The organism is Streptomyces sp. iso_384 (assembly GCF_056172905.1).
The window spans coordinates 3,964,033-3,977,649 of the sequence record NZ_JBWBTT010000001.1 but is presented as its reverse complement, the minus strand read 5'-3'; the positions used below and the strand labels follow the sequence as shown (position 1 = coordinate 3,977,649).

General features: G+C 65.7%; 12 protein-coding genes and 4 pseudogenes. 7 read left to right on the top strand and 9 right to left on the bottom strand.

Annotated features, from left to right (window positions below; genetic code table 11):
* Nucleotides 1-84: 84 nt before the first annotated feature.
* From AC0VY3_RS17760 to AC0VY3_RS17750, 3 genes are all read right to left on the bottom strand, one after another.
* Nucleotides 85-884 (bottom strand): IS5 family transposase gene (locus tag AC0VY3_RS17760; protein ID WP_475551697.1). Its coding sequence is split into 2 segments (ribosomal slippage): nt 85-545 and nt 545-884, totalling 801 coding nucleotides; the frame shifts between segments, so codons are not numbered across the junction.
* A gap of 43 nt (nt 885-927) precedes the next feature.
* Nucleotides 928-1,182: a DUF6332 family protein gene (locus AC0VY3_RS17755; RefSeq protein ID WP_475550005.1), complete on the bottom strand. Its 255-nt coding sequence runs from the start codon at nt 1,180-1,182 to the stop codon at nt 928-930.
* Nucleotides 1,183-1,234: 52 nt separating this feature from the next.
* Nucleotides 1,235-1,627 (bottom strand): hypothetical protein, encoded by a 393-nt coding sequence (locus AC0VY3_RS17750; protein WP_475550004.1) that lies wholly within the window; start codon nt 1,625-1,627, stop codon nt 1,235-1,237.
* Between the two features lie 711 nt (nt 1,628-2,338).
* On the opposite strand from AC0VY3_RS17750, the gene AC0VY3_RS17745 reads away from it, so the two are divergent.
* Entirely contained in the window at nt 2,339-2,902 is a 564-nt protein-coding gene (locus AC0VY3_RS17745; protein ID WP_475550003.1) for an RNA polymerase sigma factor, read from the top strand.
* On the top strand, nt 2,895-3,599 hold the full coding sequence (locus AC0VY3_RS17740) for a hypothetical protein (RefSeq protein WP_475550002.1): 705 nt from the start codon (nt 2,895-2,897) through the stop codon (nt 3,597-3,599). The genes AC0VY3_RS17745 and AC0VY3_RS17740 overlap by 8 nt, the downstream gene beginning before the upstream one ends.
* A gap of 333 nt (nt 3,600-3,932) precedes the next feature.
* Here AC0VY3_RS17740 and AC0VY3_RS17735 read toward each other — a convergent pair whose 3' ends face one another.
* Both AC0VY3_RS17735 and AC0VY3_RS17730 read right to left on the bottom strand, forming a co-directional pair.
* Complete coding sequence (locus tag AC0VY3_RS17735; protein ID WP_475550001.1) at nt 3,933-4,865, bottom strand: hypothetical protein; 933 nt, start codon at nt 4,863-4,865, stop codon at nt 3,933-3,935.
* Between the two features lie 165 nt (nt 4,866-5,030).
* Nucleotides 5,031-5,138 (bottom strand): annotated as a pseudogene (locus AC0VY3_RS17730) (IS5/IS1182 family transposase); the annotation flags it as partial.
* Nucleotides 5,139-5,479: 341 nt separating this feature from the next.
* On the opposite strand from AC0VY3_RS17730, the gene AC0VY3_RS17725 reads away from it, so the two are divergent.
* Nucleotides 5,480-5,623 carry a hypothetical protein gene (locus tag AC0VY3_RS17725; RefSeq protein WP_475550000.1) on the top strand — a complete coding sequence of 48 codons (144 nt, stop codon included), beginning with the start codon at nt 5,480-5,482 and terminating at the stop codon, nt 5,621-5,623.
* Nucleotides 5,624-5,878: 255 nt separating this feature from the next.
* Here AC0VY3_RS17725 and melC2 read toward each other — a convergent pair whose 3' ends face one another.
* Together melC2 and melC1 are read right to left on the bottom strand one after the other, a co-directional pair.
* Nucleotides 5,879-6,706: a tyrosinase MelC2 gene (gene melC2, locus AC0VY3_RS17720; RefSeq protein WP_242735319.1), complete on the bottom strand. Its 828-nt coding sequence runs from the start codon at nt 6,704-6,706 to the stop codon at nt 5,879-5,881.
* A 52-nt stretch (nt 6,707-6,758) separates the two neighbouring features.
* The gene (gene melC1, locus AC0VY3_RS17715) at nt 6,759-7,151 is read right to left on the bottom strand and encodes an apotyrosinase chaperone MelC1 (protein WP_242735321.1); all 393 of its coding nucleotides are present in this window, start codon (nt 7,149-7,151) and stop codon (nt 6,759-6,761) included.
* Between the two features lie 979 nt (nt 7,152-8,130).
* Here melC1 and AC0VY3_RS17710 point away from each other — a divergent pair.
* Nucleotides 8,131-8,939, top strand: a protein-coding gene (locus tag AC0VY3_RS17710; protein WP_475549999.1) for an IS5 family transposase whose coding sequence is annotated in 2 segments (ribosomal slippage) — nt 8,131-8,479 and nt 8,479-8,939 — 810 coding nt in all. Because the reading frame shifts where the segments join, the coding sequence is not laid out codon by codon here.
* A gap of 21 nt (nt 8,940-8,960) precedes the next feature.
* Here AC0VY3_RS17710 and AC0VY3_RS17705 read toward each other — a convergent pair.
* Nucleotides 8,961-9,119: pseudogene (locus tag AC0VY3_RS17705) on the bottom strand (IS5/IS1182 family transposase); the annotation flags it as partial.
* A 51-nt stretch (nt 9,120-9,170) separates the two neighbouring features.
* On the opposite strand from AC0VY3_RS17705, the pseudogene AC0VY3_RS17700 reads away from it, so the two are divergent.
* Nucleotides 9,171-10,955: pseudogene (locus tag AC0VY3_RS17700) on the top strand (virulence factor); the annotation flags it as partial.
* A gap of 264 nt (nt 10,956-11,219) precedes the next feature.
* Here the strand turns inward: AC0VY3_RS17700 and AC0VY3_RS17695 are convergent.
* Nucleotides 11,220-12,026 carry an IS5 family transposase gene (locus tag AC0VY3_RS17695; protein ID WP_475549998.1) on the bottom strand — a complete coding sequence of 269 codons (807 nt, stop codon included), beginning with the start codon at nt 12,024-12,026 and terminating at the stop codon, nt 11,220-11,222.
* A gap of 93 nt (nt 12,027-12,119) precedes the next feature.
* Here AC0VY3_RS17695 and AC0VY3_RS17690 point away from each other — a divergent pair.
* Together AC0VY3_RS17690 and AC0VY3_RS17685 are read left to right on the top strand one after the other, a co-directional pair.
* Nucleotides 12,120-12,359 (top strand): annotated as a pseudogene (locus AC0VY3_RS17690) (nucleic acid/nucleotide deaminase domain-containing protein); the annotation flags it as partial.
* 160 nt (nt 12,360-12,519) lie between these two features.
* Nucleotides 12,520-12,846: a hypothetical protein gene (locus AC0VY3_RS17685; RefSeq protein WP_475549997.1), complete on the top strand. Its 327-nt coding sequence runs from the start codon at nt 12,520-12,522 to the stop codon at nt 12,844-12,846.
* Nucleotides 12,847-13,617 lie beyond the last annotated feature (771 nt).

The following is a 13,617-nucleotide window of genomic DNA, read 5'->3' as shown; positions in this document are numbered from 1 at the left end:
TCGGCCGATACGCGCCATGAACCAAAGAACAACAGGTCCTGAGCGCCCTCTTGAGCGCCCTCATGTCTGTTCTAAGACGCCATCTCATTTGGCGAGTCTGCGGTAGCAGATGAGGGTGCAGGCGATGCTCGTGAAGGCGAGGAAGTGGTCGGCCTTGCGTTCGTAGCGTCGGTGGAGGCGGCGGCAGCCGGCGAGCCAGGCCATGGTGCGCTCCACGGTCCAACGATGGCGGCCCAGCCGTTGCGAGGACTCGACTCCCTTGCGGGCGATGCGATGGGTGATGCCGCGACCGCGTAACCATCGCCGCAGGTGGGCGTAGTCGTAGCCCTTGTCGGCGTGGAGTTTGGCGGGCTTGCGCCGTCGCCGGCCGCGTCGCGAGCGGATCGGCGGGATGCCCTTCACGAGCGGGATCAGAGCCTGACTGTCGTGCACGTTGGCCTCGGAAATGCCGACGGATATGGGCAGACCCGACCGTTCCGTGATCATGTGGATCTTCGAGCCGTACTTGCCCCGGTCGACAGGATTCGGACCTGTCAGGTCCCCCTTTTCAAGGCCCGCATGTTCACCGAGTCGATCGCGCACCGCGACCAGTCCAGCTCACCGCGGGCACCGAGTTCGTCAAGGACCAGGCGGTGGAGCTTCGCCCACACCCTGGCCTTCGACCACTCCGAGAACCGCCGGTGGGCGGTCGCTCCGGACGGGCCGAACGACGCCGAAGGCAGCTGCTGCCAGGTACAACCCGACGTCGCCACGAAGACGATCGCCGCCAGCACTTCCCGGTCGCCATGCCGACGCCGACCACCACCCTGCGGCCGCGACGGCGCCTCCGGCACCACCCGCTGGAACAACGCCCACAACTCGTCCGGCACCAACCGCTCAACGATCCCCACGGCGGGAGGCTACCGACCGCAAGGGGAAGGGCCGTAGTCAGTGGCCCATTCGGTGCTGCTCGTTGAACCGAAGCAGCACCCGTACCAGACGCCACACTCCGGCCACCGCTCCGAGCAGCGCACCCCCTACCAACACGCCTCTCTCTGCCGAGCCAGAGAGGTCAAGGACCAGGACGAGAGCCCAGGCGACGGCAAAGATCACCCCAGCCAGCACGGCGGCAGTCACCAGGGCGAAAACGATCTCCACCGTCATTGCGTCCTTTTCCCACCGCGACTCACGCCCCATGTCCATGCTGCAAGTCTCACATCACGGTCAAGTCAACGGGCCTGCGCCCGGTCTCCGATTACACGGGCGGCTCGATCGCCAATTGAGATGAATTCTGAGTATGGCGCTGAAGGATGTTGGCCGCGCGTAGAACTGTCAGCGGTTCAGAGCTGGACAGGGTGTCCAGGCGTTTGTTCACCTGCGCCAGGAGAGCCGCGAGGTCGTCGGGCAGGGGCACGAGCGTGGCCTCGACCTCCTGCGTGTGCTGCAGCCAGTCCCTCTCCGGGCCGGAGGTGTCGTACTCGTACGGCTGTCGTTCATGGGCCTGGTCCCAGTCAACCGGGTACAGGGTCTCGCCTCGCCAGCCGCACGAGCACGAGCCGCGCAGGTGCGTAGCGGCCGGACCCTCGATGCGTCCGTCGTACGCCCACCACTCGGTGAGCGTGCCGACGCCGCCACCGGAGGTGGACATGATGGTTGACGGGGCCTGGCTCAGATCCGTCCGCGTTCACTGCCCCGGGCTGCCCGCCGTGCACCTCCCCCAGCTCGTCCGTCACCCACGGGTACATGCTGACGAATCCCGTCTGGAACACACTGCCTCCCGGCTACCCCATGCTGTCTCGGTGTTTCTGGCAGTAAGCATGGCCTTCCCGTGAGGGGCCCGGGGAGGAAACGGCCAACATGAGCGTGCAGGCGATGGCGGGGGCGATGGAGCCGCTGTTGATGATGCGGGTCTGAAGAGGGGCGGGTCCCGTACCTCGTACGGGCGGCCGGCCATCGATCAGCGCCCGCCGCTGCGCCCATTCCCCGCCCGCACGAACAATCCCGGCGGGGCAAGGCCCTGAGGTTGTTCGACTGACGACCCTGTGGCGTACCTCACAGATGATGGGGTCACAAAAGGCGGGGGTGCCTGCACTACATAGTGTCGGCAGGTGAACGGGTCACCGCCGGGAAAGGCGGACCGTGATGGATCCGGTGCTCGGGGGAGGGCTGATGATGTTGTGCGGCTGGTTGTGCCGACTGCTGCACATGTGCGTGGCCAGCCGTACCGAACTGCGCAGAACCGAAGTACAGCAGCGAGGTCTCAGCGAGCGCGTGCGGCACCTACCGCCTGGCAGCCGTCTGCTGGAACGGCCCGGCAGCGTCGAGGTTGTAACGGGAGCGCAGTCGGCGGAGCTTCGCCGTGGCTGAGTCGGTCTCGCCCGTGGCGAGGAAGACAGCACAGGTGCCTTCACACATCGATGGGACCTCGCCAGCTTTAACGACCAGCAGCCTTGAGGACATCTACCGCGTCGAGATGCCGCAGCTGACTCGGTTCCTGGTCCGTGTCGGCGCGACCCCCTATGAGGCTGCCGATGCCGCTCATGAGGCGTTCACCGTAGCCATCGAGAAATGGGACGGCATCCGGAATCCGCGGGCATGGCTGCGCAAGGTCGCTCACCGCTGCTACCTACGTCAGACAGGGCAACGGGACACCCCGTACGACCCGTTGCCCGATCGGCCGGGCGGTACCTGTCCCATCGCCCATGTGACCCTCAAAGAGGGAAATCAGCGGGTCCTGCACGCACTGATCCAGTTGCCGCCGCTGCAACGGCACGTCATGGCGTGGGCCCAGGACGGCTTCACCGACCGGGAGATCGCCCAAGCGCTTGATATGCGGGAAGCCGCCGTCAGGAAAAACCGTAGTCGCGCCCGGCTTCGACTGCAGCAGACCCTCATTGAGGAGACAGGGGGCCACGATGAGTGAACACACCATGTCCCGGGAGACTACGGTTCCCGAGGCTGACACCGTCCCGGGAGATGGCCGCCCCACGGCTGCTGATACACGTCTGGATCTGCTTCTTGCAGCTGCCGACGAAGAGCTGTCCCAGAGTCTCGACGATGCGCTCGATCTCACGGGCGGTCTTCAGCAGCTCGCTTCCCTTCCTGTCTGCCCCGCTCCGCCGCAGCCGGTAGCCGACCTGAACGGGAACACCCTGCACTATTCGAGCCCGCACATCATCGGGCGCCCTGGCGAACGCACTCACATCGACGACAACCAGCAGCTACAGGACGCCCTTGATCTCCTGCAGCACACCAGCGACCAGTTCCACGGCCTTGTGAGCATGACGGACAGCGGCCCTTACTCCGTGGAAACCGCACGATCCAGGCTGACACACGCTCAGCTGGCTATCTCGCGGCTCATCACCAAAGCACAAGGCAGGACACTAACGAGGACACAGAACACCGCGGCATTCAACGAAATCCACGACTGCGTCAACACGGCCTGGACCACCATTGCGCAGACACTGGAAAGCCCCGCCGCAGACCTCCACGCCGTGCTCCTCGACGACGCCCTCGACACTCTCGACAGCGCCACACAACGCCTCACCCAGGCTCAGCGCATCCTTGACCACCTCCTCGACCAGATCGGAGAAGACCTCGACCAGCCCCTCCCCGCCTGAGCCCGAGTTCCGGCTCGCAACCATCCGGGGACCATCCCCGCGGGCGCGGGGAGCAGGCGCACCTGCGGGGATGGTCCCCGGATCCGCGTCGGCCGGAAGCCGGACCGTCGGCCGAGGTAAAGGTAATCAGTCTCGAGGCGGCGGTCCGCATGCTCACTGAGGCCAGCTGGCCGAATCGACGACGGGGCGAGGGAGATTGCGCAGTGCCAGTCCCGCAGCTTCGCCGACGCCCGTCTCCTGGCCGACGCTCTCGACAACGTCTACGAGGTCGCCGAGAGCGTCGGGCGGAATGCGCCGGATGAATAGCGTCGCCCGCACCGACGTTGCCTCCCTCTACCCCTGAGGAACGGGATCGCCAGGCCGACGAATCTGACCGATCCGCGACCACGTGACAAGGTGCGCCTGAGCAGCCGACCGTACCTCTGTGCTGTCCCAGCCGAGATACGCATAGAGCCGATCCAACATCGCAATGCAGGCCAGCGGGGCTCCGGCTGCGCGCAGAGCGGCCTGCTGAGCCGACAGCTTCAGCTCTCCAACTGAGGCACCTTCGATCACCGGTGCCTCGCCATCCGTCGAGGCGGTGAAGGCTTGAACGAGGCCGTGTGCCTGGCCGTGAGCCATCGAGGACAGAAGCCGCCAGTACGTTGAGCCTAGGCCGGGAACCGTGACGGAGATGCACTCGTCGGCAAGCCTCAGTGTCCCCTTGTGGCCACTGCCGATGGATGGTGGACGTCTGCCGTCGCCTCGTCCACGCACAGGAAGGTTCTGCGCCCGTGCCGCAGACACGATCTCGTCCATGCGCCGGTGCGTGTGGCTCTGATGCTGGCGTGCTTCAGCCCTCTCGTCGTTGCTGAACATCTGGGACTGTTCCCACAGACTGCGCAGCCGGCTGTTCACGTATCGGATCGTTCGTTCCTCGGCACCGATCTCCGGCTCAAGGCGGTACCAGAGCTGTACGGATATCTCGATCACGCTGCGTGCCACTGTGAATGGCGCGTAGATGCTCGGAGGGCCGGTCAACAGGGTGGCCACGGCATAGAGATGATCCAGTGCTGCCGATACTGGCAGCAGGAGGTCCGTGACCGCCCCGGACACTGGCTTCGAGCCCCAGACGCCTGCATACGGCTCGGCCGCGCACTCCTTGTCTGCTGGTGAGCCAACGGCGTACACCATGGCCTGGCGCATCATCTGGCTGCGTTGCCTGTTGTGCGCGTCGTGCAGTTTGATGAGCGAGTCGGAAAGGTCTTTCCACGGATCTACTGACATCGCCCGAACCTACAAGCTCGTAACACGATCTTGTTGAAGTGTGCTGGTTGGCCGTGACCGGTGTGAGGATTCGGCCGTTCGTGATGGTGTGAGTACTCGGCCGTGGATCGTGGACGACGACTTGTGGGCGCAGATCGAGCCGCTCCTGCCGCCTTGGCCGGAGCGGAGCAGGACCTGGGGCAGCCGGTCTAAGACTCCTGCCTCCTGACACCGGTCCAGACGCCGCCAGCACGTCTGACCCGAGCCGAACCTCAGCTCCAGCGGCAGCAGTTCGCAGAACTGAACGCGGCCGGCGAACTCGACTGGTCACGGGCGTGCGTGGATGGTTCCCACGTCCGGGCGGAAAAGGGGGTGCCGACACCGGTCCGTTGCCGGTCGACCGACAACGGACCGGTGTCGGCACCAAACACCACTTGATCTGCGACGGTCGCGGCACCCCGCTCAAGGTCATCACGACCGCGGCGAACGTCAACGACGTCACCCAGACCCTGCGTTCTTCTTCCCAGGGCGCGACACGTACGACACTGTGGCCGCGGACAGTGCCTGAGAGCGGGGCGAAGCCCTCTTCCAGGTGGGGCTGCCACACAGCGGCGGGTGACGGGGAGAGGAGCGGCATGTCGACAGCGCAATTCCGGTTCACGGCACTCCAGGCGCAGCACCCGGCGGAGCTGGGGGACTTCTGGCTGGCGGCACGGCTGGGCGAGGGCGGAATGGGACAGGTGTCGCCTCCTCGCCGGGCGGGCAGCCGGCCGCGGTGAAGGTGATCCGGCCCGAGTTCGCCCGGGACGCCGAATTCGGGTTCTGGCTCAACTTCTGTGGCTGGGCCGTACGCGCCCGTGCCCGTGTCGGACCAGTGGGCTGACCTGCTGGTGTCCATCGTTCGGGTCCCAGTGAACCGATCGCCGAGCCGGCACCACAGAAGTTGAACCAGAACCGAAAAACGAACGAAGTCATAGGCGCAACCTCCGCGGTGCGGTCCCCCCTGGCGGTGCGGTCTCCCACCGCAGGCGGCGCTACGCCAGCGTGTCGAAGGTGTAGAACTTCGTGTGATCCAGCATCTCGGCAGGCGTCACATCGTTCCAGGGGCGCATGACGTCGTTGCGGCTCACGACGTTCCTCGTCGCCGCGGCGGGCAGGTAGGCGGAGCGGGGGTGTCGTGCCTGCCACTGCGCCCAGAGCCGGTCGACGAACGCGTGGTGCAGCCAGAAGACCGGGTCGTTGGGCGAGGCGCCGGTGGCCATCTGACCGCCCACCCACACATGCACGCGGTTGTGGAGATTGACGCCGCGCCAGCCTTCGAGGTGGTTGCGGAAGCCGTCTGACGCGCTGTTCCAGGGCGCGGTGTCGTAGGTGGGCAGGGCGAGGACCGAGTCGACCTCGGCGCGGGTCGGCAGCTGCGGTACGCCGGACCCGAGGGCGCGACGCAGGAAGCCGCGCCCGTCGACCGTCACCCTGACCGGCCATCTGCCGCCGCTGACGGCGAACGGCCCCTCGGTGACCTGCCCGTCCCGGCTCCGGCCGCTGCCTCCGAGGAAGCCGGGTGCCCACAGGGAGGCCGAGGCGGTACGGTCCGCCGTCCAGTCCCAGTAGGGCAGGGCGACGGCGGGGTCGATGGCCTGGAGCGCCTGCTCGAACTGTATGAGGAATCTGCGGTGCCAGGGCAGGAAGGACGGTGACCGGTGGCCCACCCGGTCACCGCTGTCGGTGTCGCTCATGATGAAGAGGTTGTGGGTGGTGACGAACGTGTCGTACTGGCCGGTGCGCTTGAGCTCCAGGAGCGCGTCGACGAAGCTTCGCTTCTCGGCGGCCGTGAGGCTCGCCTGGTTCTTGCGTACGGTCATGAGGGTGCTCCCCGGTTCAGGAAATGGTCAGCGGAATCGCGCGGGCGGGGGATCAGGCCAGGGGCACGAGTCCGGAGCCCTGGAGCTCGATCACTGCCGCCCGGGCGACCGCACGCGGAGTGGCGAACGTCTCGTAGTGGTTGATGACGCTGACCCAGGTGCTGTCCGCGTTCTGCATAACGTGCAGTTCCTCGCCGTCGATCTGCACGGTGTAACCCCCGTGATGCCCATCGGCGTGCGACGGCGCGCCCTCGATGCGGCGCCCCCGAAAGGTCTCGCCGAACGGCTGTGGGCCTTCATGCCCCGCGTGCCCCTCGTGGGGCTTCGGGCCGGCGGTCCGAGGTTCGGACGCTCCCCCTGCCGTCCGCGCGAAGCCGGTCAGGAGGAGGCCGGTCAGAACCGTCGCCGTAGCTCCGAGGGCGCGGCGACGGGTGAGTTGAGACATGGGAAAGTCCCCCAAGTGTGGCGGTGGTGAGCGGAAACCGAAGGCAGATGCCTCCGGACCCCCCTTGAATGACGGCGAATCACCGGAAGGGCGATCGACTCGGTCAGGGTCGGCGCGCCCGGCATGCCGTTCTGGAATATGCCTACAGCCACATGCGCGGGAGGCAGTACTCGTGTCGGGGTGGTTGGCCGCCATACGGACAGGGTGAAATGGGCGGTGCAGGGTTCAACGATGTTGATCTTGCTGTTCGGGTGCCGAAACTGGATCACGGCAGAAGTTTTTGAGGAAGAAGCGTCAACATCGTGAGGAATTTCCCGTCAAACGCCGGAAGTCGTGGCCTCACTCACATCCCGAAGCTGTCCGGAAACCCCCGCGTGGTCGTCAGGGACGCTCGCCCGCTCCGCCGCCCGGGTATGGACGGGGTGCGCCGCGACGTCGGCTGTCTGGCGCCCCAACTCCATTGCGTCGGAGTGTATGAACGCCTGACCGGACGTCTACGGCGCCGCGATCGCAGCGGTCCGCTCATCCTTCGGCTCGGATCGCAGGTCCCTTCGATCCTCCAGGCCCTCTGACCAGCGGCCAGCTCTTCGCCCGGCTCCGGAAAATCGGACTCCCCTCCGAGTCCGGTCGTTGCGCGGGCCTGCTCGACATCTGCACCACGATGCCCGCGGGCGTCCTCGAGCGGCTCCTCGACAACAGCCCCGCCGCTGCCGACCGATGGGCAGCCCCGGAGCCGTCAGAACGGCCTACGCAGCCAAGGTGGCCCACCGATCGGACAACTGAGACCCATTACGCAGCACCCGCGTCTGCTCGGCTGCCTGTCACCATGCGCGGGTGGCCCACGACATCGTGTTCTTCCTCGCCCCCGACGACGAGACCGTCGCGGCGTCGCGCCTGCGGGGACCGGGTGAGGCCTTTGAGTCTGTGGCCTGCCGATTTAGAAGCCATCTCATTTGGGCGACTCGGTATTCTGTGAGTCATGGTGGGGATCGTTGAGCGGTTGGTGCCGGACGAGTTGTGGGCGTTGTTCCAGCGGGTGGTGCCGGAGGCGCCGTCGCGGCCGCAGGGTGGTGGTCGGCGTCGGCATGGCGACCGGGAAGTGCTGGCGGCGATCGTCTTCGTGGCGACGTCGGGTTGTACCTGGCAGCAGCTGCCTTCGGCGTCGTTCGGCCCGTCCGGAGCGACCGCCCACCGGCGGTTCTCGGAGTGGTCGAAGGCCAGGGTGTGGGCGAAGCTCCACCGCCTGGTCCTTGACGAACTCGGTGCCCGCGGTGAGCTGGACTGGTCGCGGTGCGCGATCGACTCGGTGAACATGCGGGCCTTGAAAAGGGGGACCTGACAGGTCCGAATCCTGTCGACCGGGGCAAGTACGGCTCGAAGATCCACATGATCACGGAACGGTCGGGTCTGCCCATATCCGTCGGCATTTCCGAGGCCAACGTGCACGACAGTCAGGCTCTGATCCCGCTCGTGAAGGGCATCCCGCCGATCCGCTCGCGACGCGGCCGGCGACGGCGCAAGCCCGCCAAACTCCACGCCGACAAGGGCTACGACTACGCCCACCTGCGGCGATGGTTACGCGGTCGCGGCATCACCCATCGCATCGCCCGCAAGGGAGTCGAGTCCTCGCAACGGCTGGGCCGCCATCGTTGGACCGTGGAGCGCACCATGGCCTGGCTCGCCGGCTGCCGCCGCCTCCACCGACGCTACGAACGCAAGGCCGACCACTTCCTCGCCTTCACGAGCATCGCCTGCACCCTCATCTGCTACCGCAGACTCGCCAAATGAGATGGCGTCTTAGACCGTGTTCTACATGGTCAGTTTGAGGAACCGTTTGTAGCAGCAGAGAGCGGCGGCTCGTCCGAGAAAGGCCAGGTAGTTGCGGGGGTAGCGTTCGTAGCGGTGGTTGAGACGGCGGTAACTGGTCAGCCAGGACATGGTGCGTTTGATGACCCACCTCCACCTGCCTGTCCAGATCGGCAACGCCTTCACTGGCACCCGGGGCGCCACCGGTGAACAAAGGCTCCAGCCCCTGGAGCCGTACGGGCGGCCGCCAAGGACGCCTACGCCGAATCCCTGGACGCGGGGGAAGCGGCGGACGCCGCGCGGGCGGCGGCCAATGAGGCCGACCGGCATGCGGACGACGCCGAGGCAGCAGCAGGCCGGGCTGAAACCGCCGCCGACGCGGCCACCAAGGCCGCGGCCGACGCGGACGCCGCGGCGACCCGTGCGGAGGCGGCGGCGAAGAGCTCCCGGGCTGCCGCAGACGGGGCGCAGGCGGCGAAACTGCGGGCGGACGCCGCGGTCAGTACCGCGACCAGCGCCGCCGCGGATGCCATCGACGCCTCCGAGCGAGCCTCAGCCGACGCCGCCCTGTCGGTCAAGATGGCCAACGAGGCCGAGACGAAGGCGAAGACGGCCAAGACTCAGGCCGACGCGGCCAAGACCGAGGCCAACAAGGCCACCGCCGCAGCGGCCAAGGCAGCCGGATTCGCCTACGTCACCGCTCAGGCCGCGGTGGACGCCGGGAAGGCGGCGGCGCAGGTAGCGGCTCCCGCCAACGACGCCATCCAGCTCGGCTCGCCCTACGTCACCAAGGACTCCGCCGCGTCCCTCGTGGTCCTGTCCGGCCAGGCGGCGAAAACCATTGCCGAGCAGCAGAAGGCTGTCGCGAACGCGCACGCCCTCAACGCGGCACAGGAAGCCGCAGCCGCCCAGAGCATCGCCAATCAGGCACAAGGTGACGCCAAGGCCGCCTACCAGCACGCCGCGAACGCCGCCAAGCACTCCGCAGACGCCCGCGGCTACTCCAAGGAGGCACTGAACTACGCGGCCGGAGCAGCGACCGCGGCGGCGAAAGCCCAGCAGTCCCTGGCACGCACCATCGGATACCAGTCCCAGTCCACCGCAGACGCGGCAGCCGCAGACAAGGCCGCCGGCCGCGCAGATGGCCACGCGCAATCAGCCCGCACCTCCGCGGACGCCGCCGCCCTGGACGCCGACGCCGCCCGCGCAGCCGCCACCCGAGCGAACGAGTCAGCCGACCAGGCAAGAACAGCCGCCGAGCGGGCCGACGCCGCCGCCACAGCCGCAGAGGAAGCCGCCAAGGACGCCCAGAAACACGCAGAGTCCGCCCAAGAGGCGGCAAAGCAGACCGAGGACGCGGGCAACGCCAGCCAGATCGAAACCGGCACTGTCCCGGACGCAGCCGGCGCATCCATCGGCGGTCTCTTCTACGTCATCAACAAGATCGACCAGGTCGGCAAGCCAAAGGTCTTGAAAAAGACCGACGGCTGCGACGGCTTCTGGGACCAGATCGCCTACAAGGGCGACTGCACGATGACCCAGGAGATCAGCTACAAAGCCGAACTCGACCTGTACCTGTGTGCCGTCGAAGTGTTCGACAACACGTGCTTCTCGAACGACACGCTGTACCTGGGCGAGACCAAGACCGACACCCTGAAAACCAAGGTCACCCACACCATCACGATCGCGGAGTACCAGCAGGGCGTCGACCCCATCGACATCCTCTTCGGCAGTTGGATCCGCTGCACCCAAGCGCTCACTCCCGGCGGCCAGAACGGAAGCTGGGGCGGCTGCGCCTGGGCCATGGTGGACGTTGCGTCTCTGTTCGCCGGCAAGATCCTCCGGCCCATCGCCGATGCTATCCGTGCTGTGGACGGCGCTGCCAGGACCGGCATCGGTTTTCTCGACGCATGGAAGGCCCTGAGCGTCCTCAGGCTTTCTGACGAGGCCCTGACCGGAATTGCCGGGAAGATGGCGGAAAAGGTCTACGCCTCTTGCCGGAAGGTTTCGCGGGTCGCCCACGGTATAGATTCGCGTGCTGTCTCCATTGCCCCGATGGGAACTATCGGAACTCCGGTTCCCGAATACTCCTGTGACGGATTGATCGCATACAACAGCACCGAACTCTCCAACATGGCTTACCGATCGAGGATCGAAGCAGGGTTCGGCGTATGGGCCGGCAGGAATGTGGCCGTCGCAAAAGTTCCCGGTTGGAATGACGCGGAAACCGGAGATCTCGTGATCGGTTTCAGTGAGCCTCTTTCATCCTCTGTAGTCGCAGGTCAGTAGGGTATGGACGGCCTGGACGATGGTGCCGATGCGGCGGGTGGAGCATCTTGCTCGCCGGAGCAGCCGCCAGGACTTCAGTTGCGCGAAGGCGCGTTCGCCCGGAGCTCTCAGCCGGGCGTGGTCCCGGTTGAACTGCTGGTAGTGCTCGGGCTGTTCGCGGTGGTGGTAGTACGGGGTGCGGAAGGTGGCGCCGGCGCCCTGGTAGGCGCGGTCGGCGAGGACGAGGATCTGCTGGGTGAGGCAGGCTTGGACGATGCCGTGGGCGCGGGCCGCGGTCAGGTCGTGGGTGCGTCCTGGCGTGGCTCGGGAGAACCAGAGCGGTGTGCCGTCGGGTCGGGCGATTACCTGCACGTTCATGCCGTGCTTGCGGTGCTTTTGCGAGTAGTACGGCTCGTCCGCGCGGATTCGGTCGGTGGGGATCAGGGTGCCGTCGACGATGACGTGGTCGCCCTCGCCGAGGCCGGTGAGGGCTTCGTGGAGGCCGGGCGCCCAGGAGGCCAGGACGTCCAAGGTCTCGTCGACGTACCGCCAGGCGGTGGCCTGGGATATCCCGAAACCCGCTCCGAGCTGCGAGAACGTCTCGTTCTTACGCAGATGAACGAGCGTGAGCAGTGCCTGCTTGAAGCAACCGAGCTTGCGCCAGCGAGTGTTGCGCGTCAGGCGGTGCTCGTACAGCAACCAGGAGACATGCTCGACGAGCTCATGAGGGACGTCGACCATGGCAGGATACGGAACCAACAGGGCCTCTTCGGTCGCCGGTGTGATGAGTGAGATCACCACGCCAACGACGAGAGGCCCTGTCTCGTCACCACACACCCTGACCAGCCAGATTCACCTGCCAGCACAGGATGAAAGAGGCTCAGTAAGGGCGGAGGGTTTCACGCTGAGGATCACATTCTTGAGCAGCTGGCGGTGAAAGAGTTCTCGCCGAAGCGGATCAGTGCTCTCTATACCGAACGGCAGCCGTGCCCCGTATGCGGACCCAATCTGGAGAACCTTCTCAAGGAAGGTACGGAAATAACGTGGTCGGTGCAGTGGGGATCGAACGCCACCATGAATCGTGCATTCGAGGGACTGCTGGCCGACATGATCCAGAAGCAGGGACGCCCATAGCCACCAGCTTGATCAGGTGGCATCGCACATGCTAGAGGTGAGTGGGCGGCCTACTGGGCCGCCCACTCACCCTTCACAACAACACCAACGGAGCTTTAATGTTCGAAACTATGAGAGCAAGCGAGGCGAGATCGCCGAATGGAACGAACGAGCCGTCAAGGTGGCCGAGGCATTGGCGGCAGCCGGTTTTGCCGTGCAACAAAACGTGGATCACGCAACCGAACTTCAGGGTGCTATGGTCTCGGTTGATCCGGCCGGCGATTCCAGGGGAGGTGTTTTCGTCCAATGGAATGCAAGTTCATCCCTGAATGAAAGCGCGGCAAAGAACGCCCTGGAAGATGGTATTGATTCGCCGATCTTCAGGCATTTCAGCTATGTTGTAGAGCAAATGCATGCAACCTTGATAGCGATTCTTGGGTCCGCCGGTTTCGATGCAGTGGACGCCGAAGACGACATGAACCCCTATCTCATCCGCGTCAACCCGTGATCGAGCTAAACGGTCTCGACGTACGTAGTAATAAAGAACAAGCTGAGCGCGTGGTGGGCAACCCGAACTCCCGGCAGTGGGGCGGCGTTGCTGCAAGTGGTGAGATCGTTCGAACTGCTCCGTACGGCTGCGACGTTTTTCGGTCGTAGCGTTCAGAGTACGAGGAATCCCAGTGAGGAAGGCTTCGCCGGACCCGAACTCAAGGGGCGACGCCGCTGACGGCGACGTCAGCGCCGCCATACAAGAGGACCACATCAGCAAACGATGTTTCTCCCCCTCCAGGCGCCCCCGCTTCGAAATAGCCCAGCAGTGACATCGCTTCGAGCCCGTAACACGATCATGTGCGGGTCTTCTTGAGGCGTCTCCAGCAGATCAGGCTCCCGCGCATCACATGTGTCGCCGGTCGGTGTGAGTTCTCCTTCTTGTCGCGGTACAGGCATCGCTTGGACCTGCGAGGATGCAGATGACTTGAGAGATACCCCGGTGTGCTTCTTCCGCCTGATCAGGGCTTCGACCTGTAGTCCAGCAAGCTTGATGAGAATCCCGCAGATGCATTGAGAATTCCAGTAACGGCTGGGGGAGAGTCTGACCAACTGCCGTCGGCGGCGTGACAGCACACGCTGTATCGGGCTCCCCGGTTCCCGCTCGGCTGAATCAGCTCATGACAGGGCGCCGGTGCGCGCCGTTACAGGAGGCCGTCGCCCCGCCCCCTCGCGCACCACGCGGTGCTGAGGCTCAGCCTACGAGGGAGGCCGGTACGTGATGTGCATG

Bases quoted from the DNA above. Each gene is read 5' to 3' on its own strand.
- AC0VY3_RS17735 (WP_475550001.1), bottom strand. From the start codon at position 4,865: ATGTCAGTAGATCCGTGGAAAGACCTTTCCGACTCGCTCATCAAACTG.
- AC0VY3_RS17725 (WP_475550000.1), top strand. From the start codon at position 5,480: ATGTCGACAGCGCAATTCCGGTTCACGGCACTCCAGGCGCAGCACCCG.
- AC0VY3_RS17755 (WP_475550005.1), bottom strand. From the start codon at position 1,182: ATGGACATGGGGCGTGAGTCGCGGTGGGAAAAGGACGCAATGACGGTG.
- melC2 (WP_242735319.1), bottom strand. From the start codon at position 6,706: ATGACCGTACGCAAGAACCAGGCGAGCCTCACGGCCGCCGAGAAGCGA.
- melC1 (WP_242735321.1), bottom strand. From the start codon at position 7,151: ATGTCTCAACTCACCCGTCGCCGCGCCCTCGGAGCTACGGCGACGGTT.
- AC0VY3_RS17750 (WP_475550004.1), bottom strand. From the start codon at position 1,627: ATGTCCACCTCCGGTGGCGGCGTCGGCACGCTCACCGAGTGGTGGGCG.
- AC0VY3_RS17740 (WP_475550002.1), top strand. From the start codon at position 2,895: ATGAGTGAACACACCATGTCCCGGGAGACTACGGTTCCCGAGGCTGAC.